Origin of the sequence: Streptomyces sp. NPDC048506 (assembly GCF_040651315.1) — a bacterium.
Classification (GTDB): Bacteria; Actinomycetota; Actinomycetes; order Streptomycetales; family Streptomycetaceae; genus Streptomyces.
Genome location: NZ_JBEZIX010000005.1, coordinates 152,645 through 175,392, shown reverse-complemented (window position 1 = coordinate 175,392; position 22,748 = coordinate 152,645). Strand labels below are relative to the sequence as shown.

General features: G+C 72.2%; 23 protein-coding genes. 17 read left to right on the top strand and 6 right to left on the bottom strand.

Going from position 1 to position 22,748, the window contains the following annotated elements:
• The first annotated feature begins 63 nt into the window (after positions 1 to 63).
• The 11 genes from AB0C96_RS05705 to AB0C96_RS05655 all read left to right on the top strand — a co-directional run bounded on the left by AB0C96_RS05705 (position 64) and on the right by AB0C96_RS05655 (position 9,068).
• Positions 64 to 243 (top strand): hypothetical protein, encoded by a 180-nt coding sequence (locus AB0C96_RS05705; protein WP_362914024.1) that lies wholly within the window; start codon positions 64 to 66, stop codon positions 241 to 243.
• 780 nt (positions 244 to 1,023) lie between these two features.
• Positions 1,024 to 1,584 carry a hypothetical protein gene (locus AB0C96_RS05700; RefSeq protein ID WP_362914023.1) on the top strand — a complete coding sequence of 187 codons (561 nt, stop codon included), beginning with the start codon at positions 1,024 to 1,026 and terminating at the stop codon, positions 1,582 to 1,584.
• Between the two features lie 206 nt (positions 1,585 to 1,790).
• Entirely contained in the window at positions 1,791 to 2,495 is a 705-nt protein-coding gene (locus AB0C96_RS05695) for a protein-L-isoaspartate(D-aspartate) O-methyltransferase (protein ID WP_362914021.1), read from the top strand.
• A gap of 15 nt (positions 2,496 to 2,510) precedes the next feature.
• Complete coding sequence (locus AB0C96_RS05690; protein WP_362914019.1) at positions 2,511 to 3,209, top strand: DUF429 domain-containing protein; 699 nt, start codon at positions 2,511 to 2,513, stop codon at positions 3,207 to 3,209.
• Between the two features lie 160 nt (positions 3,210 to 3,369).
• Complete coding sequence (locus AB0C96_RS05685; RefSeq protein WP_362914017.1) at positions 3,370 to 3,891, top strand: hypothetical protein; 522 nt, start codon at positions 3,370 to 3,372, stop codon at positions 3,889 to 3,891.
• A 32-nt stretch (positions 3,892 to 3,923) separates the two neighbouring features.
• Positions 3,924 to 4,493 (top strand): hypothetical protein, encoded by a 570-nt coding sequence (locus AB0C96_RS05680; protein ID WP_362914015.1) that lies wholly within the window; start codon positions 3,924 to 3,926, stop codon positions 4,491 to 4,493.
• 207 nt (positions 4,494 to 4,700) lie between these two features.
• Positions 4,701 to 5,192, top strand: coding sequence for a hypothetical protein (locus tag AB0C96_RS05675; protein ID WP_362914013.1), 492 nt, complete (start codon positions 4,701 to 4,703; stop codon positions 5,190 to 5,192).
• Complete coding sequence (locus AB0C96_RS05670) at positions 5,189 to 5,920, top strand: hypothetical protein (RefSeq protein WP_362914011.1); 732 nt, start codon at positions 5,189 to 5,191, stop codon at positions 5,918 to 5,920. Before AB0C96_RS05675 ends, AB0C96_RS05670 begins: the two co-directional genes overlap by 4 nt.
• A 229-nt stretch (positions 5,921 to 6,149) precedes the next feature.
• A complete protein-coding gene (locus AB0C96_RS05665; protein WP_362914009.1) occupies positions 6,150 to 7,031 on the top strand; it encodes a transporter substrate-binding domain-containing protein in 882 nt (293 codons plus the stop codon).
• Positions 7,032 to 7,178: 147 nt separating this feature from the next.
• The gene (locus AB0C96_RS05660) at positions 7,179 to 8,753 is read left to right on the top strand and encodes a S53 family peptidase (RefSeq protein WP_362914007.1); all 1,575 of its coding nucleotides are present in this window, start codon (positions 7,179 to 7,181) and stop codon (positions 8,751 to 8,753) included.
• Positions 8,754 to 8,816: 63 nt separating this feature from the next.
• Positions 8,817 to 9,068: a hypothetical protein gene (locus AB0C96_RS05655; protein ID WP_362914005.1), complete on the top strand. Its 252-nt coding sequence runs from the start codon at positions 8,817 to 8,819 to the stop codon at positions 9,066 to 9,068.
• A 57-nt stretch (positions 9,069 to 9,125) separates the two neighbouring features.
• Here the strand turns inward: AB0C96_RS05655 and AB0C96_RS05650 are convergent, their stop codons facing one another.
• The 3 genes from AB0C96_RS05650 to AB0C96_RS05640 all read right to left on the bottom strand — a co-directional run bounded on the left by AB0C96_RS05650 (position 9,126) and on the right by AB0C96_RS05640 (position 12,270).
• Positions 9,126 to 10,139 carry a peptidase gene (locus AB0C96_RS05650; protein WP_362914131.1) on the bottom strand — a complete coding sequence of 338 codons (1,014 nt, stop codon included), beginning with the start codon at positions 10,137 to 10,139 and terminating at the stop codon, positions 9,126 to 9,128.
• Positions 10,140 to 10,328: 189 nt separating this feature from the next.
• On the bottom strand, positions 10,329 to 11,264 hold the full coding sequence (locus tag AB0C96_RS05645) for an SDR family oxidoreductase (protein ID WP_362914003.1): 936 nt from the start codon (positions 11,262 to 11,264) through the stop codon (positions 10,329 to 10,331).
• A 91-nt stretch (positions 11,265 to 11,355) separates the two neighbouring features.
• Positions 11,356 to 12,270 carry a DUF4429 domain-containing protein gene (locus tag AB0C96_RS05640; protein ID WP_362914001.1) on the bottom strand — a complete coding sequence of 305 codons (915 nt, stop codon included), beginning with the start codon at positions 12,268 to 12,270 and terminating at the stop codon, positions 11,356 to 11,358.
• 174 nt (positions 12,271 to 12,444) lie between these two features.
• Here AB0C96_RS05640 and AB0C96_RS05635 point away from each other — a divergent pair, with 174 nt between their 5' ends.
• The 6 genes from AB0C96_RS05635 to AB0C96_RS05610 all read left to right on the top strand — a co-directional run bounded on the left by AB0C96_RS05635 (position 12,445) and on the right by AB0C96_RS05610 (position 19,315).
• Positions 12,445 to 14,124, top strand: coding sequence for an alkaline phosphatase D family protein (locus AB0C96_RS05635; protein WP_362913999.1), 1,680 nt, complete (start codon positions 12,445 to 12,447; stop codon positions 14,122 to 14,124).
• Positions 14,125 to 14,248: 124 nt separating this feature from the next.
• Positions 14,249 to 15,580, top strand: coding sequence for a multidrug effflux MFS transporter (locus tag AB0C96_RS05630; RefSeq protein WP_362913997.1), 1,332 nt, complete (start codon positions 14,249 to 14,251; stop codon positions 15,578 to 15,580).
• Between the two features lie 56 nt (positions 15,581 to 15,636).
• Positions 15,637 to 16,713, top strand: coding sequence for a serine hydrolase domain-containing protein (locus AB0C96_RS05625; protein ID WP_362913995.1), 1,077 nt, complete (start codon positions 15,637 to 15,639; stop codon positions 16,711 to 16,713).
• 31 nt (positions 16,714 to 16,744) lie between these two features.
• Positions 16,745 to 17,704 carry a small ribosomal subunit Rsm22 family protein gene (locus AB0C96_RS05620; protein WP_362913993.1) on the top strand — a complete coding sequence of 320 codons (960 nt, stop codon included), beginning with the start codon at positions 16,745 to 16,747 and terminating at the stop codon, positions 17,702 to 17,704.
• Positions 17,705 to 17,800: 96 nt separating this feature from the next.
• Positions 17,801 to 18,400, top strand: coding sequence for a TetR/AcrR family transcriptional regulator (locus AB0C96_RS05615; RefSeq protein WP_362913992.1), 600 nt, complete (start codon positions 17,801 to 17,803; stop codon positions 18,398 to 18,400).
• Positions 18,401 to 18,562: 162 nt separating this feature from the next.
• On the top strand, positions 18,563 to 19,315 hold the full coding sequence (locus tag AB0C96_RS05610; RefSeq protein ID WP_362913990.1) for a bifunctional DNA primase/polymerase: 753 nt from the start codon (positions 18,563 to 18,565) through the stop codon (positions 19,313 to 19,315).
• Positions 19,316 to 19,467: 152 nt separating this feature from the next.
• On the opposite strand, the gene AB0C96_RS05605 is transcribed toward AB0C96_RS05610, so the two are convergent.
• The 3 genes from AB0C96_RS05605 to efeB all read right to left on the bottom strand — a co-directional run bounded on the left by AB0C96_RS05605 (position 19,468) and on the right by efeB (position 22,748).
• Entirely contained in the window at positions 19,468 to 20,343 is an 876-nt protein-coding gene (locus AB0C96_RS05605) for a hypothetical protein (RefSeq protein ID WP_362913988.1), read from the bottom strand.
• Complete coding sequence (gene efeU, locus AB0C96_RS05600) at positions 20,330 to 21,322, bottom strand: iron uptake transporter permease EfeU (RefSeq protein WP_362913986.1); 993 nt, start codon at positions 21,320 to 21,322, stop codon at positions 20,330 to 20,332. Before efeU ends, AB0C96_RS05605 begins: the two co-directional genes overlap by 14 nt.
• Positions 21,323 to 21,410: 88 nt before the next feature.
• Positions 21,411 to 22,748, bottom strand: a complete 1,338-nt coding sequence (gene efeB / locus AB0C96_RS05595) for an iron uptake transporter deferrochelatase/peroxidase subunit (protein WP_362914129.1) — start codon at positions 22,746 to 22,748, stop codon at positions 21,411 to 21,413.

The following is a 22,748-nucleotide window of genomic DNA, read 5'->3' as shown; positions in this document are numbered from 1 at the left end:
CAACGCCCGGTCTTTGCTTGCCGCCGCAGGGGAGTCTCGTTCTCATGGAGGAGGTGAGTGACAGTGAACGAGAAACCGAGTCAGCGCACACCGCGCACTGTGACGTGGGAGATCGAGGTGGTCGACGGCGAGGAAGGCGAGGTGCTGCGTCGCCGCCAGGCGGAGGTGATGCACGAAGTCGTGGCGTGGATCGTTGAGCAGCGCCGCAGACAGGGCGAGGCAACGGGGCCGGAGACGCCATAGGAGCGCTTGTTCCCATCTGCGGTGCGTCCCACGTAGGGCTCGAACCTGCGGCAGGTGATCCAGCCCGCCGCCGTGCCAGGGATCTGTCTGGCCTGCGCATTCCCGGCAGAGGAGAGGAGCCTGTGAAAAATGAGCGCTCGTAGGACCGTCACCCACACGCACCTCAATGGCACCTGAGGAGCGCAGCCTAACGCGTTGGCCTGCGGGTTCATCGCCCCGCAGGTTGGCGCCCCCGGCGGAGCGCGATACAGATGGGAATGGGTGTGACGTGCGGTTCTCCGGATCAACGATCACTATCGAGGGCACGTGCGGCCTCTCGTAGCAACTGACGGCAGGTGCACATCCTGGGGAGGGCGCCGCAACAGAGGGCGGCATCGAGGGTGCCTGTCGGAGACCAGGTGCAGGCCAGGAGCGGCGATCAGGGCGCCGGTGAACCAGACCACGGCCCATGTGCCCCCTACCGGCTGCTCGGTTTCGGTCATCAACCTGACCGGATAGTTCGTTCACGCATCCGCCTTAAGGTGGTCCCGAGGCCGTATATGCGCGGGTCGCAACCGCCAAGGTCAAAAGCACCAGCAATCCCCGGCGTACAGGCCGACTCGTCCGCCCATTACGGCTCTGACCAGGGAGAATGTCGTGGCCGGGGCCTTTGCCCCGCCGGCAGGGATGGTCGATGTCGTGTGATCGTCGTGGAGCGCGGAAGGAATGGCGCTCGTGACCAGCCTCCCCGGACGGAACCGCTGGCTCTCGGGGCGTGCACTCCGCGCATAATCGACGTCCATGCGAGAAGCGATGCCGTCGGAGCCGGCAGAAGCAACCGAGCACTATGTCTTCAACGATAGTCAGTCGATCGTGCTGGAGCACGGATTCCCATGGGATTCCCTACCCTGTCGGGATCCGATCGAGCGGGAGCGGATCACCGCGCACCGTGCTGTCCGAGCGCTGGCCGAGCTGTGCGAGGGGCTCGTCAGGCCCATGACCTTCGGTGTGACCAGAAACTGGGTGGACGAGTACGGCTGGCCGGCCGACGGTTGTCCACCGCGATGGAACTGGTTTCTGAAGACGCCGCAATCGCCATCTGACGCCCGCTCGTATTACGTGGACCCGCAGGTCCTGGAGACAGGGACGCTGGACGAACGGTCGATGCTCACGGCTGTCGACCGCATATGTGACGACCCGTGTGCGGTACCCGAAGGCAAGCGTCTGGCGTGGGCGGAGATGCGCGTGGACCACACCTGGGCCCGGCTACCCGAACCGGGCCGAGCCATGCTCGATCAAGCCGTGGACCGCCTCCTTCAGCAAGGGTGGCGCACCGCGAACCCGCAATCTGCACGAGGGTGAAGTCGGCCTCCCGGGCGTCGGGAAGCAGCTGCTCAAGAGGTACATCGTCCAGGCGCCGGCGGCGCTCCGGGTTGCTGTGGTGGGCGTGGGCGACGTTGGCGGGATCAGTGGCATTGCCAGGTGAAGCGGGTCCCGTCGAAGCGGTGCGCGGCGAGGTCTTCGGGGGCGATCAGCCAGTCCGATAGCCTGGACGGGAGGCGGTCACGATGCCCCAGCCCCGCTGCGACCGGGACCCCGAGAACCCGGGCCCCGAGAATCTGGTCGACGCCGCCCGGGCCTCCGGTGTGACGGACGAGCGCCTGCTGCGCGCGCTCCGCGCGACCCCGCGTGCGGCCTTTGTGCCGGCCTCCCACCGTGCGTCGGCGTACGCGGACGTGCCGATTCCGATCGCTCATGGCCAGGTGACGACGCAGCCCTCGCTCGTGGCGATGATGGTCGCCGCACTCGGCCTCACCGGGGATGAGCACGTGCTGGAGGTCGGCAGCGGTCTCGGCTTCCAGACCGCGCTGCTGGCCCGCCTCGCGGCGGACGTCGTCGGCGTCGAGCGGTGGGCCGACCTGGCCGAGCGGGCCCGGGCCAACCTCGCCGGGCAGGGCGTGGAGAACGCCGAGATCGTCGTCGGCGACGGCACCCTGGGCGCGGTGGACCGGGCTCCGTTCGATGCGATCGTGGTCTGTGCCGCCTTCCCGGAGGTACCGCCGCCGCTGGCCGCACAGTTGCGGGTCGGTGGCCGTCTGGTGCAGCCGATCGGGCCCGGCGGCCAGGAGTGGGTCGAGCTGTACGAGCGGACGCGTCAGGGACTCGTGCGCCGCCGTACCGTCGTTCTCGCTCATTTCGTCCGCCTCTTCGGCGAGTACGGGTATTCCCCGACGGGCCATGCCCCGGCGGCCCCGTTCGAGGACACCGGCTGACATGGTGGCGGACATATGGCTGACGTGGTGAGCGTCCTCGGCGTCGACGCCTGCCCGGGCGGTTGGCTGGCGGTCGAGCTCCGCGACGGCCGCTTCGCCCAGGCACGAGCCGTCACAACCCTGCGCTCCCTCTTGCCCGTTGCCGCGGCCGGTGGCGTCGCGGTCGTGGCCGTGGACATGCCGCTGGGGCTCCTCGAAACCGGGTGGCGGCGGGCGGACACCGAGGCGGCGGCCCAGCTGGGACCGCGCAAGGGAAGCGTCTTCCGGGTGCCGCCGCGCGCGGTGTGGCAGGAGGAGACGTACGACGATGCGCGGCGCCGGTGCCGCGAACTCACCGGGGCCGGGTTGAGCCGCCAGAGCTGGGGGCTCGCGTCCAAACTCCGTGAGGCGAACGCCTGCTTGGCGGAACCCGGGGGCGACCGGCTCTTCGAAGTGCACCCGGAGGTGTCGTTCCGGGCCCTGGCCGGCGGAACGGCGCTGCTTGCGCGCAAGAAGAGCTGGGCGGGGCAGACGACGCGGCGCTCGCTCCTCGCCACGGCCGGAATCGTCCTCCCGGACGACCTGGGGACCGCGGGGCACACCCCGCCGGACGACGTACTGGACGCTGCCGCGGCGGCGTGGACGGCCCACCGGATCGCCCGCGGCCGTGCGCGCCCCCTCCCGGACCCGCCCGAGCGCGATGCGGACGGGCGCCCGGTCGCCATCTGGTACTGACCGATACTGGTGCCGGTACCGGCATGGGTACCGGCATTGACCTGCCCTCGCTTACCGTCGGCTTCGGCTCGGGTGTGTGCGGGGAGCCGAGTGGTACCACGGCGGCAGGTCCTTGTCGTCCGACCCGGCCGATCGGCCCCGAAGCAGCGGAGCGGAACGCATGACACAGAGCAGCGCACTGGAGCAGCTCATGGGCCGAGCCCGCGGTCCAATGGATGTGAAGCCCCTCGGTGCCAGTCTGGAGGCCTGGGCGGGGTGGCTGCTGTCCGATCCCGATGTCAACGGGGTGAACTCGTTCGCGCACGCCTTCCAGAAGGAGAACGGTGCGCTGGAGCCCAATGAACGCCTGATCCCGCTCCAGTTCTTCGTCACGGGCGGCGCCTACGACTTTGACAACCTGTCGGTCAAGGACGCCGCGGTCGCCATGCGGATTCGGGGTCCCATCGCGCAGAAGACCCACAATGCGCCGGAAGGAGCCACCATTCGCTTCGGCATTGAGCGAGACGGCGCCGGGTGCCCCGGTGTACAGGTCGATTCGATTTGTTTCGTCCGTCCTCTGAGCCCCCTCACCTGCGGTGACGGGGCTCTTTTGCGCTCCGGAAGGCCCGTGGGGAGCGCTCGGAGTGGTGTCGTGCGACGGGTGGTGCGTGTCTGGCGGCAGGGACCGTCGTTCTCATCGTAAAAGCCCATCTCCCCACTTCTGAAGGAGTTTTGATGCGACGAGTCCTTACGGCTGCCGCCGCCACCGCCGCTGCCGCCGTGACCCTGGGGTCGGCCGGTGCCGCCCAGGCTGTCGACCTGCCGAAGACCCCTGACCTGGGGAAGGTGAGCGGGGTCGACGCCGGTGGTCTGGGTGACGCGACGGGTGGGACCGCGCAGACGGTCGGCCAGGCGACGGACGGCGCCGTGCAGACGGTCGGCGGCCTGGTCGGTGGGGCGGCGCCCACGGTCGCGCAGACCACGGGTACCGCCACGGGTGCCCTGGGTGGTGCGGCGCAGGCGGCCGAAGGGGGCAAGGCGCTGCTCGGCGGCCTGCCGACGAAGGGCCTGCCGACGAAGGGCCTCCCGACCAAGGGCCTGCCGACGAAGGGCCTGCCGACGAAGGGCCTGCCGACCAAGGGCCTTTCGACCGATGCGCTGCCGACCAAGGGCCTTTCGACCGATGCGCTGCCGACCAAGGGTGTGTCGACCGATGCGCTGCCGACCAAGGGTGTGTCGACCGATGCGCTGCCCACCAAGGGGCTGTCGGACGTGGCGCAGCTTCCCGGTGGGGATCTGGTCTGATCTGGTGCATGCCGGCGGCCCTGTTCTGTCCCTCCTTGTGGGGGCGGAGCAGGGCCGTTGTGGTGTGCGGGTGCCTCAGCGGCCAAAACCGGCTCGAAACCCCTCATTGGTGTAGGTGTGGTTCACCCTCCACATGGGTAACACGCCTTTCCGGTAGGGGCGTTGCGGTGCTGTGGTGCCCGTGGCGCGAAGTGGGGGGAGAGTTGGATGTCCGACCTGGCGACCGTATCGGCCGAGATCGCTCCCTACCTCGCGCTGGCCGCGAACAGCCTGGGCACGTCGGTGATCACCGCCGCCCAGCAGCGGATCGCCGAACGCACCGTCACGGCCGGTGAGGGCTTCTTCCGCCGGCTGCTGCACCGCGGTGACAGCGCCGCCGGGGATTTCGGGGCGGGCACCGTCCAGCCGCTCGACGCCGACCGGGCGGACGCCCTCGACGCCCTGCTGGACACCCTCACCGACCAGGAACGCCACCTGCTGTCCGCCGCGGTGAGCAACTGGCTGCGGGCCCCCGCCGAGCGACGGGACGCCCCGCTGCTGCTGGAGCACGTCACCCGGCTCACCCTGTCCGCCGGTGGGCACACCGTCTACAACACGCCGACCGCGACCGGCCAAGGCTCCATCGCGGCCGTCGAGATCCACGGCGACATCCATATGGGAGGCAGCGGAGGCAGCGAGCGTCGCCAGGACGGCTCATGACCCGCCGGCCCGGGCAGCGCGGCGACGTCTACAACAGCCCCACGGCGCACGGTGACCACTCCATCGCCGCCAACGACATCAAGAACGTCATCATCAAGTGGGTGCTGCATCCCAGTGCCCGATGGCTGCCGCTGCTGCTGGCCTGCGCCGCGCTGGTGATCGCGGGCACCCGGTGGCCGGACGGGCCGGCGCGGCAGTACGTCCTGTGGGGCACGCTTGCCGGGCTGTCGCTGGTCACCGCCGCCGCCCGGGTCCTCAACCGCAGGCCCCGGGACGCCCGGGTGGTCGGCATCCTCTCGCTCGTCTCGGTCCTGGCCACCGTCGGCGGCTGGCTGGCGTTCGGAAACGTCCTGACGCACGGCGAGGTCGAGGTGACCGGGCGGGTGCGCACCGAGGGGACCCAGCCGCTGGACGACGGTACGCACCCCACCCTCACCCTGCGCCTCGACGTGTCCGCCCCGGAGGAGCAACGGAACGCCCTCCGGCTGACGCTGGGCATCGCCGACCACGATCCGGCCGGCCCGACCTGTCTGCCGGACACCCACGCCACGCTCTCGCTACTCACCTCGGGTGCCGCGGCCCAGTCGACGGACGTCCGCCCCGGTGGCACCGCCGACTTCTCGCTGGGCGCGGGCGCCGGGACGGTACGCATCGGCGTACGGCTGCACACCGCCCGCGGCTGCCGGATGACCGTCCAGGTGGCGGGGGCGGTGCTGCACGACAGGTAGCCGCACGAGGTGGCCCTACGGCAAGTAGCCGTACGAGGTGGCCCTGCGACGGACAGCCGCATGATGGGCAGCCGCATGATGGGCAGCCCTACGGCGGCCCCGGGTGCGGGACGGGGCGTATGAGGACGAGCGCGAGGACGAGCACAAGTGTGAGGACGAGGACGGGGGACGAGCGGTGTGGGCATGTGGGGGAGGACGGGGGAGACGGATGGGTAGGGGAGTTGGGGGAGTGGGCAGGGCCAGACGGGGGCGGCGGTGTCGTGTGGTCGGTGCCGCGGTGTTCCTCGTGGTCGGGGCGCTGGCCGCGAGCGCCTGCGGGAGTGCGGAGCCGCCCTCGCTCTTCGCGTCCGGCAAGGTCTCGGTCGGCGCGAAGAACGACCAGCCGGGCACCGGCGTGGTCCATACCTACAAGTTCTCCGGCTTCGACATCACCGTCGCCCAGCAGGTCCTCAAGGCGGTGGGCGTCGAGCCGGACTTCGGGATCGTGCCGTCCGAGGACCGCGGCGCGGTGCTCGTCGAGAAGAAGAAGGACCTGGTCGTGGCCACGTTCTCGATCACCGTCGACCGGATGAAGGAGCTGGACTTCGCGGGCCCGTACGCGTCCACGTACCAGGGGATCATGGTCCGGAAGAACGACCACCGGATCCGCCGGCCCGACGACCTCTTCGGCAAGCGCGTCTGCACCTGGCCCGGGACCACGTCCGCCACCACCCTTCAGGGGCCGGAGTACAGCCGGATCGCGGTCTACGAGCGGCCGGACGCGTCCAGTTGCATCGACGACCTCAAGGTCAAGAAGGTCGCCGACGCGGTCTCCACCGACCAGATGATCCTGTACGGCTTCACCCAGGAGAACCCGGATCTCCGGGTCGTCCCGGACATCACCTACGGGTCCGCCAACCACTACGGCATCGCGATGGCCAAGGGGCACCGCGCGGACTGTCTGAAGCTGCGCGACGCCCTGCGGGACTACGTCAGAAGCAACGACTGGAGCCATGACTTCGCCACGTCGCTGTGGTCCGTCCCGAAGGCCGATCCCCGGTGGGAGACCGACTACAAGCCGCGCGTGGAGACCATCGACGCCCTCTCCTGCCGGGATCAGCCCCGGACCTGACACCGGGGGCGAGGTCGGCACCGCCCAGCGCCGGGTCGCCGCCCGGCCGCGCGGTGCGCGCCCGCCGGGCGCCGCAGCAGGCCCTGCCCACCTCAGCGGTCCTGCTCGACGTGCGAGCCCACCGTAATCGGGTCGATACTTTGTGCTATGACTGAGCGATTTGTTCCCATACCTGGTAGTGAACGCACGGCCGCGCCCAAGGCGCGCGCCGCGGGGCCCCTCGACGGGGCGATGCCCATCGAGGCCACGGTCATGCTGCGGCGCCGGGCCTCGGTCCCCCGCGACCTGATCGTCGGCCCCGACACCATCTCGCAGCCCGAGCTCGCCCAGCGCTACGGCGCCGACCCGACCGACGTCGCCCTGGTGCGCGAGGTGCTGAGCCGCCACGGGCTGGAGGTGACCGACGTCGACATGGCGGCCCGGAGCGCCAAGGTGACCGGCAGCGTGGACGAGATGTCGGCGGCCTTCGGCACCCAGCTGACCCGGACCGCCAGCCCGGACCCGATCGGCGGCGCGCCCGTCGAGCACCGCCACCGCGAGGGGCCGCTGCATGTGCCCGCCGAGCTGGACGGCGTGGTCGTCGCGGTCCTCGGTCTGGACGACCGTCCGCAGGCCCGTCCCCACCTGCGGCACGCCCGTGCCCGTGGCCGGCAGATCTCCTACAAGCCCTCGGAGCTGGCCACGGTGTACCGCTTCCCGGAGGGGACCGACGGCACCGGCCAGACGCTGGCCATCATCGAACTCGGCGGCGGCTTCGCGCAGTCCGAACTCGACACGTACTTCCGGTCCCTCGATCTGCCGAAGATGCCCAAGGTGACGGCGGTGAAGGTCGGGACCGCCCACAACGTGCCGGGCGGCGACCCGGACGGCGCCGACGGCGAGGTGCTGCTCGACATCGAGGTGGCCGGCGCCCTGGCGCCCGGCGCCGAGCAGAAGGTCTACTTCGCGCACAACACCGACCGGGGCTTCGTCCAGGCGGTCAGCCAGGCCGTCCACGCCACCCCGACGCCGGCCGCGCTCAGCATCAGCTGGGGCGCGCCGGAGATCTTCTGGACCGAGCAGGCCCGTGCGGTGTTCGACGAGGCGCTCGCCGACGCCGCGGCGCTCGGCGTGACGGTGTGCGTCGCGGCCGGCGACAACGGCAGCGGCGACGGGGTCGACGACGGCAAGCCGCACACCGACTTCCCGGCCTCCAGCCCGCACGCACTGGCCTGCGGCGGCACCCGTCTGGACGCCGATCCGCGCACCGGCCGGATCCGCAGCGAACAGGTCTGGGGCGGCACCGACGGCGGCGCCACCGGTGGCGGGGTCAGCGAGGCCTTCCGCCTCCCGTCCTGGCAGGACGCCGCCGGCGTCCCGCACAACGGCGGCGGCCCCGGCCGCGGCGTCCCGGACGTCTCGGGCGTCGCCGACCCGGCCACCGGCTACGAGGTCCTGGTCGACGGCCGGCCCTCCGTCATCGGCGGCACCAGCGCGGTCGCCCCGCTCTGGGCGGCCCTGACCTGCCGGCTCGTCGAGGCGCTCGGCCGTCCGCTCGGCATGCTCCATCCGCTGCTCTACGCGGGCGCCACCCCGGGCCACACCTCGCCCGGTTTCCGTGAGATCACCACCGGGACGAACGGGGACTTCAGCGCCGCCCCGGGCTGGAACGCCTGCACCGGACTCGGCGTTCCGGTCGGCACCGAACTGCTCGCGTCCTTGCGGGAGTTGACGCCCCACTGAGACCGCGGCACCGGCGCTCCCCGGGCCGGACTCCGCCCCCGCCACCCAGTACCCTCATGACGGATGCGTTCGCATGGGCGTACGAGCGGGGGCGGCGTGCTCAAGCACTACTACCGGTTGGTGTACTGGAAGCGGCGGATCGGCCGGGCGCTGGGCGGTTCGGGCCGGGGTCCGCGACCCGGCCGCCGTCGGACGCGTCAACTGGCGTACGAGGCACGGCCGTTGCTGGTCTTCGCCGTCATCGTGGCGATCGTGGTCGCCGCGTCGGCGCTGGCCGGTGTGGGCTATGACGACGTCGGGTGGTACCAGCCGTGAGGAAGGTCGTGCGGCGGCAGCCGTAGCCTGCCGCCGCACGGTCCCCGCGGGCGGGTGTCAGGACGCCTGCGCCTTGTCGTAGAGGTTCTTGGCGTCGTCGCCGAAGTACGGGCCGAACATCGTGTTCGGCAGGAACTGGTAGCCGAAGCTGTTCACCGAGGACTGAAGGCCGGCGCCGGTCTTCTCGTCGAACGAGGTGAACCAGGGGCCGCCGCTGGAGCCCCCGGTCATGTTGCAGGACAGCCCGTGGTCGTTGGAGAACAGCGGGTCCTTGATGGTGTTGCCACTACAGTAGATCAGCTTGCTGCCGTCGTACGGGGCGGCCGCGGGGTAGCCGAAGGCGTACATCGCCTTGTTGTAGCCGGAGTTGAACGACAGGCCCTGGCCGCCGACGACATCGGTGAGCTTCCTGCCGTCGAGCGGGGCGACGACCGCCGCGCCGACGTCGTAGTTGATGTCCTCGCTCGCCGTCCACTGCGGGGTGGAGAGCGTCGTGGCGGCCGGCCACTTGCCGTACGGGGCCTGGCCGTCGTGGTAGCCGGGGACGAAGACCCAGTTGGTGTGCCAGGCGCCTTGCAGCTTCACGCAGTGCCCCGCGGTGACCACCGTGCTCTTGTTGCCGCCGGTCACCGCGTCGCCGGAGCACGAGGCGGTACGGCCCTGGTAGGTGAAGAACACCCGGCCGATGCTCTTGGTGACCGCGCCACCGCCGGTCCACGGCCCGCCGGCCTGGGGGAGGACCCCGGGCAGCAGCGACGGCAGGGCCGGCGCCTTCAGGAGCTTCGGTAGCGAGGGGAGGGTGGGCGGCACCGTCGCCGGGGCGCTGCGCGGGACCGCGGCGCCGGGCCGCTGCGCGGGGGTGCCGAGGTCCAGGGGAGTGGCGGAGCGCATCCGGCTCGCCGTCCAGAAGGCGTCGAGCGCGGCCTGTGGGGTGGTGGAGCGGTGGGAGTTCTGCGGGGTGGCGGCGGCGCCGGCCGAGCCGGTGGGGAGCAGCAGGGCGAGCAGCGTCCCGGCGGCCGTCAGGGCGCCCAGGGCGGCCCGGGACCGGCCCACGGGGCGCCGGCCCGATATGCCGTCAACTACCGCCGTACCACGTTCGGTTCGTCTCACGCGTGACTCCTTCTGCGGGGGCCGCGCGCGGCGGGCGCGCGCGGCCGCGGGGGGACGGGGCCGCGCGGCCGCGGCCCGGCAGACGAGTGGTGCGGATCCGAAGCCAGGGTGCCACTGGAAGCGGCGGGAGGGCAGGGGGCGTACCGGGATTCAACCCCGCCCGATGTACGGCATGTTCGTCGCCAGGACGGTGGCGAACTGGACGTTGGCGTCCAGCGGCAGCGCCGCCATATGGGCGACCGTGCGCGCCACGTCCGTCGCGTCCATCACCGGCTCGATCGCCATCTGGCCGTTGGCCTGGAGGATTCCGGTCTGCATCCGGCCGGTCATCTCGGTCGCCGCGTTGCCGATGTCGATCTGGCCGCAGGCGATCCGGTACGGACGGCCGTCCAGGGACAGCGACTTGGTCAGCCCGGTCATCGCGTGCTTGGTGGCGGTGTACGCGATGGAGTGCGGCCGGGGGGCGTGCGCCGAGACGGAGCCGTTGTTGATGATCCGTCCGCCCTGCGGGTCCTGGGCCCGCATCGCACGGAAGGCGGCCTGTGCGCACAGGAAGGCGCCGGTGAGGTTCACGTCCACGACCGCGCGCCAGTCGTCGTACGCCAACTCGTCCAGCGGTACTGCCTTGCCGAAGGTGCCGGCGTTGTTGAACAGCAGGTCGACCCGGCCGAAGCGGTCGCGTACCGCGGTGAAGAGGGCGTCGACCTGGTCGGGGCGGGTGACGTCGGTCGGCACCGTCGTCACCGCCGGGCTGTCGGGTTCGGTGAGGCCGACCAGACGGGCGGTCTCCGCCAGCGCCTCGGCGCGCCGCCCGGCCAGCACCACCGTCCAGTCGTCGTCGACCAGCGCCCGGGCGACCGCCCGACCGATACCGGAGCCGGCGCCGGTGACCACGGCCACCTTCCGGGGCGTGGCCCCGCCGTGCCGTGCTTCCTGTGGCGCCGGTGCCGTCTGCGAGCTCCGCCCGCCCCGTGAGGAGGGCGCCGGCAGCGTGGGCCGGGTCGGCGTCGCCACCCCGCCCACCTGCCCGGCCCGTGCCGTCGGCGTCACCTGTGCTGCCCGTGCCCGCTCTGTGTTCTGTGCCATGGCGGCAGCGTAAACGGCGTACCGGGAGCGAACCGGGCACCAGGCCCGGCCGCGCGGAACGGGGTTGGGACCGGGCCGGAGGCGCCGGGTGCTAGCCGCCGGTGTGGAAGCGCTGGAGGACCGCCGCCTTCGTGGCGGTGAACTCCTCCTCGGTCAGGACGCCGTCACGGCGCAGCTCGCCCAGTTCGCGCAGCCGGCGGAGCAGCGTGTCGTGGTCGTCTCCGGGGGCGGCCGCGGCGGTCGGCTCCGCGGCGGCCGGGGTGCGCGCCGCTGCCCCCGAGGGCAGGGGCTTTGCGCTGCCGGCCGACGGATGTGGCAGCCGCGCCGTCACCGCGGCCGCCAGCAGCGCCGTCGTCCCGCTCTCCTTCTTGAAGCCCCACAGCTCGATGGAGTTGGGGTCGTGCTCCGGCTTGACCGGCTCCGGCGCGCCGTGCGGGCGGAAGCGGAGGTAGCCGGACTCCAGGCCCATGGCGGGCCGCCACTCCACCGCCTCCAGGTCGGTCAGTGTGTAGTCCCTGGGGCCGCTGTGCCGCTTGGTCTCGCTGGTGTTCCAGCGCCAGTCGACGCGTACCCGCTCACCGTCGAAGCTCGCGATGCCGTCCACCCCGCCGGCCGACCGCGGCACGGACGGGCCGGGCAGCAGATAGCGGTCGCACGGCCCGTCCGGTATCTGCTCCAGCAGCAGGGCCTGCCGGACCGCGTCCACGAAGTACTCGGCGACATCGACCCGTCCGGCGTCCACGGCCATCTGATACGGGCTCGCGTCGTCCGGCAGCCCGCCGCCGGTGACCTGGAGCAGCGGGTCGGCTCCGTCGCGCAGCCGGATCCGCAGCCGGCCGCCCTTGCGGGACGGTTCGTGGGCGATGCCGGCGATCGCGGCCAGCGGAACCGCGAACTCGCCGAGATCCTGGCGGAGTTTGTGCACTCCGCGCTCGCGCCCCGGCACGATGCGGACCGCCTCGCCGTCGAAGCTCCAGGTGCCGTCACGCACCATCAGTTCTGCCATACCCGAATCCTACGGAACGGCACTGACAGCCGTCGTACGTCTCGAATGTCCGGGGGCGTCCGGTCCCGGACCAAGCATCATCCGGCTGTCATGCATGCGTCGTACACGGGTCAGCGCCGCGCCGTTCCGCGGCCGTCCAATGTCCAGGGACAACCGCCGCCAGGGGAGGGCCAGATGACGCACACCGCAGCCTACGAGCAGGAGGTCCGGGCCGCGGCCGCACTGCTCGCGCCCGCGACCGGGCCCGCGCCGTCGGGCACCGTCGCGCCCATCGGCCGCCGCCGCTTCCTCACCGCCACCGGGGCCGCCGCCGCACTCGCCTTCACGACCAACCTCCCGGGCGCGGGCGCCGCATACGCCGTCGAGGTCGATGCACGGAAGATCGCCGAGAACCCGTTCACCCTCGGCGTCGCCTCCGGTGACCCGCAGCCCGGCTCCGTCGTGCTGTGGACCCGCCTCGCCCCCCGCCCGTACGAGCCGGACGGGGGAGGCATGCCGAACGCCAGGGTCACCGTCCGCTGGGAAGTCGCCTACGACGAGCACTTCAAGCGGCTGGCGGGCCGTGGCCGCGCCGAGGCGCACCCGGAGTTCAACCACGCGGTGCACATCGAGCCCACCGGCCTCGCGCCCGACCGCGTCTACTACTACCGCTTCCGCGCCGGCAACTGGATCAGCCCCGTCGGCCGCACCCGCACCGCCCCCGCGCGGTCCGCCCGGATCTCCGCGCTCAAGCTCGCCGCGGTCTCCTGCCAGGCCTACCACGACGGCTACTTCACGGCCTACCGCCACCTCGCCCAGGAGGACCTCGACGTCGTCTTCCACCTCGGCGACTACCTCTACGAGTACCCGGTCGGCGCGACCGGCGGGGCCCGCAACTACACCGACCGCACGCTGCCCGGCCTCTTCAACCGCGAGACGGTCACCCTGGAGGACTACCGGCTGCGCTACGCGCTCTACAAGTCCGACCCGGACCTCCAGGCCGCCCACGCCGCGCACCCGTTCATCGTCACCTGGGACGACCACGAGGTGGAGAACAACTACGCCTCCGACATCAGCGAGGACGACCTCCCACCCGCCGAGTTCCTCGTCCGCCGGGCCGCCGCCTACCGCGCGTACTGGGAGAACCAGCCGCTGCGGCGCCCGCAGCGCCCCAAGGGCGCGGACGCCCGGCTCCACCGCCGTGTCCACTACGGGCAGCTCGCCCAGTTCGACATCCTCGACACCCGCCAGTACCGCTCCGACCAGGCCTACGGCGACGGCTGGCACGCGCCGGGCCCCGAGTCCGAGGACCCCGGGCGCACCCTGACCGGCGCCGCCCAGGAGCGCTGGCTGATCGACGGCTGGCGGCAGTCCACCGCCCGCTGGAACGTCCTGCCCCAGCAGGTCACCTTCTCCGAGCGGCGCAACGCCACCGGCCCCGACTACAAGGTCAGCATGGACGCCTGGGACGGGTACGCGGCCTCCCGCGGGCGGGTCCTGGCGGGTGCGGAGTCGGCCGGGGTGGAGAACCTCGTCGTGCTCACCGGCGATGTGCACGTCCACTACGCCTTCGACATCAAGCGGGACTTCGCCGACCCGAGCTCGCGCACCGCGGGCGTGGAGTTCGTCACCACCTCGATCGCCAGCGGCAAGGACGGCGCGGACAAGCCCGCCAACTGGGCCACGTACCTGGCCGCCAATCCGCACCTGAAGTTCTACAACGGCCGGCGCGGCTACGTCACCGTCACCCTGGACGGGGACACCGCACGCGGTGACTATCGGACGGTGTCCGCGGTCACCACCCCCGGCGCGCCGGTGAAGACGGCCGCCTCCTTCGTCTCCGAGGCCGGCAACCCGGGCCTCAAGCCGGCCTGACCGGGCCCTTCGTCCTAGGACCGGCCCAGGGCCGACCTAGGACGAAGGGACGGGCCCGCGCACGGCCGGAATCCGCCCCGTGCATGACACCATGGACCGACATCACCGACCCATGGAGACACTCATGACGGAGCCCGGCCCCAGCGCGGCCGAGACAGCGGACTCGCCCGCCATAGCCGAGCGGGACGCGGCAGCAGCGCCGGCAGCGCCGGCTGCGTCTTCCGCGCCGCGCCGCGCCGGCCTCCTCGTCACCCTCGTCCTCGGCGGGCTCACGGCCGTCCCGCCGCTCTCCATGGACATGTACCTGCCGGCCCTGCCGCAGGTCACCGCCGTCCTGCACAGTCCGGCCGCCACCGTCCAGCTCACCCTGACCACCTGCCTGGCCGGCATGGCGCTGGGCCAGATGATCGTCGGCCCGATGAGCGACAAGTGGGGACGCCGGCGCCCGCTGCTCGTCGGCATGGTGATCTACGTCCTGGCGACCGCCCTGTGCGCGGTCGCCACCACCACCGAACTGCTCATCGCCTTCCGCCTGTTGCAGGGCCTGGCGGGTGCCGCCGGCATCGTCATCGCGCGGGCCGTGGTGCGCGACCTCTACGACGGCGTCGCGATGGCCCGCTTCTTCTCCACCCTGATGTTGATCTCCGGGGTGGCGCCGGTCGTCGCGCCGCTCATCGGCGGCCAGATCCTCCAGATCACCGACTGGCGCGGCGTCTTCGTCGTCCTCACCGCCGTCGGCCTGGCCATGACCGTCCTCGTCTGGCGCACCCTGCCCGAAACCCTGCCGCCGGCGCGCCGGCACCCCGGCGGCCTCGGCCAGGCCCTGCGCACCATGCGCGATCTGCTCGCCGACCGGATCTTCTCCGGCTACCTCCTGGTCGGCGCCTTCGCCTTCGCCGCCCTCTTCGCCTACATCTCGGCCTCCCCGTTCGTCGTCCAGGAGATCTACGGTGCCTCCCCGCAGGTCTTCAGCCTGCTCTTCGGCGTCAACTCGATCGGCCTGGTCCTGGTCGGCCAGCTCAACGGCAAGGTGCTGGTCGGCCGGGTCCGCATGGAGACGGTGCTGGGCATCGGACTGGCGCTGATCGCGCTCGCCGCGACCGCCCTGCTGCTGATGTCTGCCGGCGTCCTCGGCCACGTCGGGCTGGCCCCGATGGCCGCCGGTCTCTTCGTCCTGATGGCCGCCATGGGCCTGGTCATGCCGAGCACCAGCACGCTGGCGCTGCTGCGCACCCCGCACGCGGCCGGCTCCGCGTCCGCGCTGCTGGGCACCTCGACCTTCCTCCTCGGCTCGGTGGCCTCGCCGCTGGTGGGCATCGCGGGCGAGCGGACCGCCGTACCGATGGCCCTCGTACAGCTCGGTTGCGCCGTATTGGCGCTCCTCGGCTTCCTGGGGATGTGCCGCCCGTGGCAGCGTAGGGAGGAGAGCACCACGGGCGAGAGGACCGGACTCTGAACGCATCCCGGCTCACCTACGGCACGCCGTCCCGGGCGGGACTGGACCCCGCCTGGGTGGAACGGCTGGTCCGTGGTGTGCAGGCGCTGCCCGAGGGCCGGCCGCCCTGGTGCCCCGGAGCCGTGGTGCTGGCCGGCCGCGGCCCGGTCGTGGTCGCGGAGGCCGCCGCCGGCTGGGCCCAGCGCTACCGCGCCTACGACCCCGCGCAGGACCGGGGCCTGGACCTGCCCCGCGACGAGTGGGAGCCGATGCGGGTCGGTACCGTCTTCGACCTCGCCTCGCTCACCAAGCTCTTCACCGCCATCACCGCGATCCAGCAGGTCGAGCGCGGCCGCCTGGTCCTCAACGACCACGTCAGGGTCCACCTGCCGGCCTTCGCCCCCGGCATCACCGTCCGGCAGCTGCTCACCCACACCTCCGGCCTCGCCCCCGAGCTGCCCTTCTATGCACACGAGGGGCGCACCGCGCAGCTGGAGCTGCTGTGGCACGAGGTGGCCGCGCCCACCGGCCGCCCCGACACCAGCTACCTCTACTCGGACCTCAATCTGATCTGTCTCCAGCTGATCCTGGAGCAGCTCACCGGGCGCCGCCTGGACGCCCTGGTCCACGAGGGCATCACCGGCCCGCTGGGCATGTCCAGCACCTGCTACGGCCCGCTGGCGCCGCACGGCGTCGCCGCCACCGAGGACCAGCGGCGCCCCTGGGCCAAGGCGGACCGGGGCATGCTCCGCGGTGAGGTGCACGACGAGAACGCCTGGGCGCTGGGCGGGGTGGCCGGCCACGCCGGCCTGTTCTCCACCGCCCAGGACCTGGCCGTGCTGTGCCGCACGCTGCTCAACGGCGGTGCCTACGGCAGCACCCGGATCCTCGGCGCCGGCGCGGTCGCCGCCCTGCTCGACCCGCCCGGCCTCGGCTTCGGCATCGACCAGCCGTACTTCATGGGCGAGTTGGCGGGCCGCGGCGCGGCCGGGCACACCGGCTTCACCGGCACCAGCCTGGTCCTCGACCGCGCCACCGACACCTTCCTGATCCTGCTGGCCAACACCGTCCACCCGCGCCGCCGCACCGGCGGCAGCGCCCCGCGCGCCGCGGCCGCCACCCGCCTGGCCCGCGCCGTGGTCCGCACCGTCTGAGGCCGCTCCGGCCCGCCGTAGAATTCCTCCAATGCACGACGAACTGCGCGCCGCACTGGCCGGCCTGCTCGACGGCCTGCCGCCCAAGCAGGCCGCGCAGGCGGTGGACCGCCTGATCGCCAACTACCGGGGGCGCACCCCGACCGACGCCCCGGTCCTGCGCGACCGCGCGGACGTGGCCGCGTACGCCGCCTACCGCATGCCGGCCACCTTCGAGGCGGTCCGCGCGGCACTGGCCGCCTTCGCCGCCCGCGTCCCCGACTGGTCCCCGGCCACCCACGTCGACATCGGCGGCGGCACCGGCGCCGCCACCTGGGCCACCGCCGCCACCTGGCGGGGCCACCACAGCACCGTCCTGGACTGGGCCGAGCCCGCGCTGGCGCTGGGCCGCGAGCTGGCCGGGGGGGTGCTGGACGACGTCGAGTGGCGCCGCCAGACGATCGGCGCGGGCCTGACCCTCCCCGACGGCACGGACCTGGTCACGATCTCGTACGTACTGGGCGAGCTGACCGAGGAGGACCGGCGGGCGGTGGTCGACCAGGCGGCCCGGGCGACCAGCGTCGTGGTGATCGAGCCGGGCACCCCGGCCGGCTATGCGCGCATCCGCGAGGCCCGCGACCAGCTGATCGCGGCCGGACTGCGGGTCGCGGCCCCCTGCCCGCACAGTGCGCGGTGCCCGATCGTCCCCGGGGAGGACTGGTGCCACTTCTCCGCCCGGGTGAGCCGCTCCTCCCTCCACCGTCAGGTCAAGGGCGGCTCCCTCCCGTACGAGGACGAGAAGTTCAGCTACGTGGCCGCCACCACCCTCGCCGCGCCCCCGGCCGCCGCCCGTATCGTCCGCAAGCCCCAACTCCGCAAGGGGCAGGTCCTGTTGGACCTCTGCACGGTCGACGACGGTCTGGCGCGGACGACGGTCACCAAGCGTCACGGCGCCCAGTACAAGGTCGCCCGCGACGCCGCGTGGGGCGACGCCTGGCCGGAGCAGGACTGACTCAGCGCACCTCGGCCGTCACGCACCCCATTTCGGCGAGACGTTCCGTCTCGTAAAGACGATACGTCTCGCCTCTTTCTCGCTACACTCCGTTCCATGGCCAACAAAGCAGCCCCCGACGCCTCCCGTCGCAGCGAACGCTCCCGTCGCGCGATCTTCGATGCCGCCCTCGCGCTCGTCGGCGAGGTCGGCTACGAGAAGCTCACGATCGAGGGCATCGCCGCGCGCGCCGGGGTCGGCAAGCAGACGATCTACCGCTGGTGGCCCTCCAAGGCCGCCGTCCTCCTGGACGCGTTCACCGCCGGCGTCGACGGGGACGTCGAGCAGGGCCTGCCGAACACCGGTGACCTGGCCGCGGACCTGAAGTTCGTGCTGCGGGCCACCGCGGACGAGTTCAACGACCCGGCGTTCCAGGCGCCCTACCGCGCCCTCGCGGTGGCCGGCGCCAACGACGAGGAGCTCTCCCGCACCTTCGTCGGCCGGATGGTGGAGCCCGGCATCCGGGTCTACGGCGAACGGCTGCGGGTGGCCCAGGAGGCCGGCGAGATCGCGGCCGGGGTCGATGTGCGGATCGCCGCCGAGATGGTGCTGAGTCCCTTCTCACAGCGCTGGCTGATGCGCACCGGCGAATTGACCTACGACTTCGTCGACACCCTTGTCGACCAGGTGCTGAGCGGTCTGCGTCCCCGCGACTGACCGCGCCGGGCGGCCGACGGGGACGGCCGGTGCATGTCGCCGATGAGGTGAATTGCCGGTATTCGGCCGCCCTTCGTTCACCCCGGATCCCCACACCGGTCACCCGAGGCGCAGGATGGTGGCAGCATTGATCCCAGACCACCGCTCGAAGTGAGGGGATAGATGGAACGCAAGAGCAGGTTCTCCCAGTGGCTGCGCCGGCCGAAGAGCGGATCGGACGGCGTCGATACGGACACGGGATCGGCCGCCGCGCGCGGCCGCGAGGACCTGCTGCTGGCCGCGGCCGAAGCGGGCTTCCCCATCGCCCCCGCGGCCCACCCCTCGGGCTACGGCTGTTCCTGTGAACGCATCGGCTGTCCCACCCCGGGCCGACATCCCGTCTCCTTCGGCTGGCAGACCGTCGCCACCACCGACCGCGACAAGGTCGCCGCCTGGGTCCGCACCCTCCCGCAGGCCAACTTCATCACCGCCACCGGCATCGCCCACGACGTCCTGGACGTCCCCGTCGAAGCGGGCCGCAGCGCCCTGGGACGGCTGGAGGCGGCCGGCGTCGACGTCGGCCCGATCACCCTCAGCGGCGCCGGCTTCGGCGACGGCCGGATGCTCTTCTTCACCGCGACCCGCGGCACCCCGGACGACGAGGACGAGTGGTGGCCCTGTGAGCTGGACTGCCACCCCGAGACCCTCGACGAGCACCCCGGCCTGCGCTGGCACTGCCGCGGCAGCTACGTCCTCCTGCCGCCCTCCACGCTCCCCGGTGAGCAGCCCGCGGTGACCTGGCTGCGCGGCCCCGAGCTGCCGCTGCCCGACCCGTTGACGCTGCTGGAGTCGCTCACCGACGCGTGCGCCGAGTTCAACGACCGCACCGACCGCGAGCCCTACCACGAGACGGCGGCCTGGCCGATCGGCCGCTGAGCCCGCCCGCTCGCCAGTACGCCCCCGCCGGTGGTCGCCGGTACGCCGAAGGGGCCGCCGGGATCACCCCGACGGCCCCTTCGGCGTGTGCTGCGTCCGTCGCGTTCGGCGCGTGCCGCCTCCGTCGCGGACGTCGCGGACGCACTCCGCGGCTACAGCGGCTTCACCTCGGTCTTGAACTCCCGCCGGTTCAGCACGGTGACCTTGTCGCCGGACCCCTTGGCCGGCACCGTGACCGTCTGCGCGGAGACGGTGGTGAAGGCCATCCGGTCGGTCTTCTTCTGCTGCCCCACGATGAGGCCCCGAAGGCCCGCCGGGACGGTGATCGTCGACCCCGCCGAGACCGTCTTCAGCTGGTGGTAGAGGGTCGAGAAGAACACCAGCGCACCGCCGTCCGCGGTCCGCAGCGCCACCGGCGGATAGTTCGCCGGACTGTCCTCCCACTGGATCCGCGCACCGGGCTGGTTGGCGTCCTTGGCCCGCCGGGCCCGCCAGCCGTCGGTGTCCGGCCCGGAGGCGAAGGCGCTGCCGTGGCCGGTGTTGAGGTAGTCGGCGTAAGCGCTGCTGAGCTTGTCGGGGGCGACCGCGAGCCCGGACTTCCCGCCGGCGGGCACCGCCTCGGCGTAGCCGTCCCCGTCCTTCTTCAGCTCCGGCGCCTTGTTGCCCGGGAACTCCGCCACGTACACCGCGCGCCACTTCTCGTTGATCGCGTTCCGGCTGAACACCAGGTACCAGCGGCTGAAGGAGCCGTCCGCGCCCTTGCGGTTGCTGAGCGCGTCGGCGAGGAAGTACTTCGGCCAGCCCGCCTGCTTGGGCACGGTGAAGCGCGCGCCCTTGAACGTCAGCTCCGGGAAGCCCGGGTTGCCCTGCGGCCGGAGCGCGTGCGCCGCCTTTATCCCCGCCTGGTCGATGGCGAGCAGCGCGCCGGCCTCGAAGGACGGGTTCAGCTTCGGATCGAGATCGCGGTTGGCCTTGTTGAAACCGTCGGTGAAGCGTTGGAGCGCCTTGGCGCCCTCAGCCTTCGACACCGCCGGCAGCATCTCCCTCTCGCCGTGCACCGTCATGCACCCGCTCAGTATCGCCAGCGCCGCCGCTGTCGACGTCAGTGTTGCGGGCACCCGGAACGGCGACCTGCGTGTCATGGGGCTCGGGCTCCTTCGGGGCGACCGGGGCGGACTGGGCGGCCGCCGGGGTGGCACGATTCGGCGCAACCCTACCGGGGGCGAAGAAGAACGACAGCGTGGGGACCAGATACAGAGCCCACACCGTGACCTGGAGGACGGTCGGGTCCGGCTGGAAGTTGAAGATGCCCTTGAGCAGCGTGCCGTACCAGCTGTCGGCCGGGATCTGCGCGCTGATGTCGAACGCCTGCGAGGTCAGCCCCGGCAGGATGTCCGCCTCCTGGAGGTCGTGGAAGCCGTACGCCAGCACGCCCGCCGCGACCACCACCAGCATCCCGCCGGTCCAGGTGAAGAACTTCGCCAGGTTGATCCGAACCGCACCGCGGTAGAACAGCCAGCCCAGCAGCACGGCCGTCAGCAGCCCCAACAGCGCCCCGACCAGCGGCCGTACGCCGTCGTTGGCGGACTGGGCGGCGGTCCAGATGAACAGCGCGGTCTCCAGGCCCTCCCGGCCCACCGACAGGAACGCGGTCACCACCAGCGCCACGGTGCCCATCTGGAGCGCCGCGTCGAGCCTGCCGTGCAGCTCCTTCTTCAGGTGCCGCGCGGTGCGCCGCATCCAGAAGACCATCCACGTCACCAGGCCCACGGCGATGACCGACAGCGAACCGCCGAGCGCCTCCTGGGCCTTGAACGTCAGGGTCTCCGACCCGAACTGGAGCGCCGCACCGAACGCGAACGACAGCACCACGGCGAGCGAGATCCCGAGCCAGACCGGACGCAGCGCCTCCCGCCGCCCGGTCTTGACCAGATAGGCGATCAGGATGCAGACGACCAGACTGGCTTCCAGGCCCTCGCGCAGGCCGATCAGGTAGTTGCCGAACACGTCGGTGCCACCCCTTCCTTCATACAGCGACATTCATGGGGGCGGCGGTCGTCACTCCGCCGCCGACGGTGATTCCGGACCGGAGGCGTCAGGCGAACAACTCCCGGCCCCACCAGTCGTCCCCGTTGCGGACGCCGGGCGGCACCGCGAAGACCGCCGAACCCACGTGCTGGATGTACTCGTTGAGCGCGTCGTTCGCCGACAGCCGCCGCTGGAGCGGCACGAAGCCCTGCCGGACGTCCCGCTGGTAGGCGAGGAAGAACAGCCCCGCGTCCAGCCGGCCCAGGCCGTCGGTACCGTCGGTGAAGGAGTAGCCGCGGCGCAGGATGCGGATGCCGTCGTTGGAGTCCGGGTGCGCGAGCCGTACGTGGGCGGTCGGCAGCATCGACTTCAGGTGCGGCTCGTCCCGCTCGTTCTTCCGGCCGACCGGGGCGCCCTCGCCCTTGTTCCGGCCGAAGATGTCCTCCTGCTCCTTGAGGGAGGTGCGGTCCCAGGTCTCGATGTGCATCCGGATGCGGCGCGCGACGAGGTAGGAACCGCCGGCCATCCAGCCGGCCTTGCCCTTCTCGTCCTTCTCGCCGACCCAGACGTGCCGGTCCAGCGCCGCGCGGTCGGTGCCCGCGATGTTCCGGGTGCCGTCCTTGAAGCCCATCATGTTGCGCGGTGTCTGGGCCTCCGGCGTCGTCGAGGACGTCTTGCCGAAGCCCAGCTGCGACCAGCGGATGGCGATCTTGCCGAAGCCGATCCGGGCGAGGTTGCGGATCGCGTGCACCGCGACCTGCGGGTCGTCCGCGCACGCCTGGACGCACAGATCGCCGCCGCTGCGGGTCTTGTCGAGGTTGTCGCCAGGGAACTGCGGCAGGTCGATCAGCGCCGCGGGCCGCCGGTCCTTGAGGCCGAACCGGTCCTTGCCGTCCTTCTCGAACAGCGTCGGGCCGACGCCGAAGGTGAGGGTGAGGCGGGACGGCGGCAGGCCGAGCGCCTCGCCGGTGTCGTCCGGCGGCGCCTCCGCCAGCCCGCCGACCGCGCCGTCGCCGACCGCGTCGCCGGCGGTCATCTTCGCCGCCGCCTTCGTCCAGTCCTTGAGCAGGGCTATCAGCTCGTCGCGGTCGTCGGTGGTGACGTCGAACGCGGCGAAGTGCAGCCGGTCCTGGACGGCGCTGGCGATCCCCGCCTGGTGCGCGCCGTGGAACGCCACCGCGGCTCCCGCGCTGGCGTCCGCGCCGGCCGGCTGGACGTCGCTGCCGGTGCGCAGCGCAGCCGCGGTACCGCCGGCCGCGACCGCGCCGAGCGCCAGCCCCGCGCCGCCCCAGCCGAGCAGCGAACGCCGGGACGGCGCCCGGCCGTTGCCGGCGTCGGTGGCGTCGGTGGCCGGCTCGCCCGCGGCCGGTGTGCCCTCGGTGGTCGTGCCCTCGTCGTGCGTCAT

What these genes read in the sequence shown, in the direction of transcription:
- AB0C96_RS05685 (WP_362914017.1), top strand. Translation starts at nt 3,370, where the DNA reads ATGACACAGAGCAGCGCACTGGAGCAGCTCATGGGCCGAGCCCGCGGT.
- AB0C96_RS05635 (WP_362913999.1), top strand. Translation starts at nt 12,445, where the DNA reads ATGACGCACACCGCAGCCTACGAGCAGGAGGTCCGGGCCGCGGCCGCA.
- AB0C96_RS05670 (WP_362914011.1), top strand. Translation starts at nt 5,189, where the DNA reads ATGACCCGCCGGCCCGGGCAGCGCGGCGACGTCTACAACAGCCCCACG.
- AB0C96_RS05655 (WP_362914005.1), top strand. Translation starts at nt 8,817, where the DNA reads ATGCGTTCGCATGGGCGTACGAGCGGGGGCGGCGTGCTCAAGCACTAC.
- AB0C96_RS05645 (WP_362914003.1), bottom strand. Translation starts at nt 11,264, where the DNA reads ATGGCACAGAACACAGAGCGGGCACGGGCAGCACAGGTGACGCCGACG.
- AB0C96_RS05610 (WP_362913990.1), top strand. Translation starts at nt 18,563, where the DNA reads ATGGAACGCAAGAGCAGGTTCTCCCAGTGGCTGCGCCGGCCGAAGAGC.
- AB0C96_RS05660 (WP_362914007.1), top strand. Translation starts at nt 7,179, where the DNA reads ATGACTGAGCGATTTGTTCCCATACCTGGTAGTGAACGCACGGCCGCG.
- AB0C96_RS05680 (WP_362914015.1), top strand. Translation starts at nt 3,924, where the DNA reads ATGCGACGAGTCCTTACGGCTGCCGCCGCCACCGCCGCTGCCGCCGTG.
- efeB (WP_362914129.1), bottom strand. Translation starts at nt 22,748, where the DNA reads ATGACGCACGACGAGGGCACGACCACCGAGGGCACACCGGCCGCGGGC.
- AB0C96_RS05620 (WP_362913993.1), top strand. Translation starts at nt 16,745, where the DNA reads ATGCACGACGAACTGCGCGCCGCACTGGCCGGCCTGCTCGACGGCCTG.
- AB0C96_RS05640 (WP_362914001.1), bottom strand. Translation starts at nt 12,270, where the DNA reads ATGGCAGAACTGATGGTGCGTGACGGCACCTGGAGCTTCGACGGCGAG.
- AB0C96_RS05615 (WP_362913992.1), top strand. Translation starts at nt 17,801, where the DNA reads ATGGCCAACAAAGCAGCCCCCGACGCCTCCCGTCGCAGCGAACGCTCC.
- AB0C96_RS05630 (WP_362913997.1), top strand. Translation starts at nt 14,249, where the DNA reads ATGACGGAGCCCGGCCCCAGCGCGGCCGAGACAGCGGACTCGCCCGCC.
- AB0C96_RS05695 (WP_362914021.1), top strand. Translation starts at nt 1,791, where the DNA reads ATGCCCCAGCCCCGCTGCGACCGGGACCCCGAGAACCCGGGCCCCGAG.
- AB0C96_RS05675 (WP_362914013.1), top strand. Translation starts at nt 4,701, where the DNA reads ATGTCCGACCTGGCGACCGTATCGGCCGAGATCGCTCCCTACCTCGCG.
- AB0C96_RS05700 (WP_362914023.1), top strand. Translation starts at nt 1,024, where the DNA reads ATGCGAGAAGCGATGCCGTCGGAGCCGGCAGAAGCAACCGAGCACTAT.
- AB0C96_RS05690 (WP_362914019.1), top strand. Translation starts at nt 2,511, where the DNA reads ATGGCTGACGTGGTGAGCGTCCTCGGCGTCGACGCCTGCCCGGGCGGT.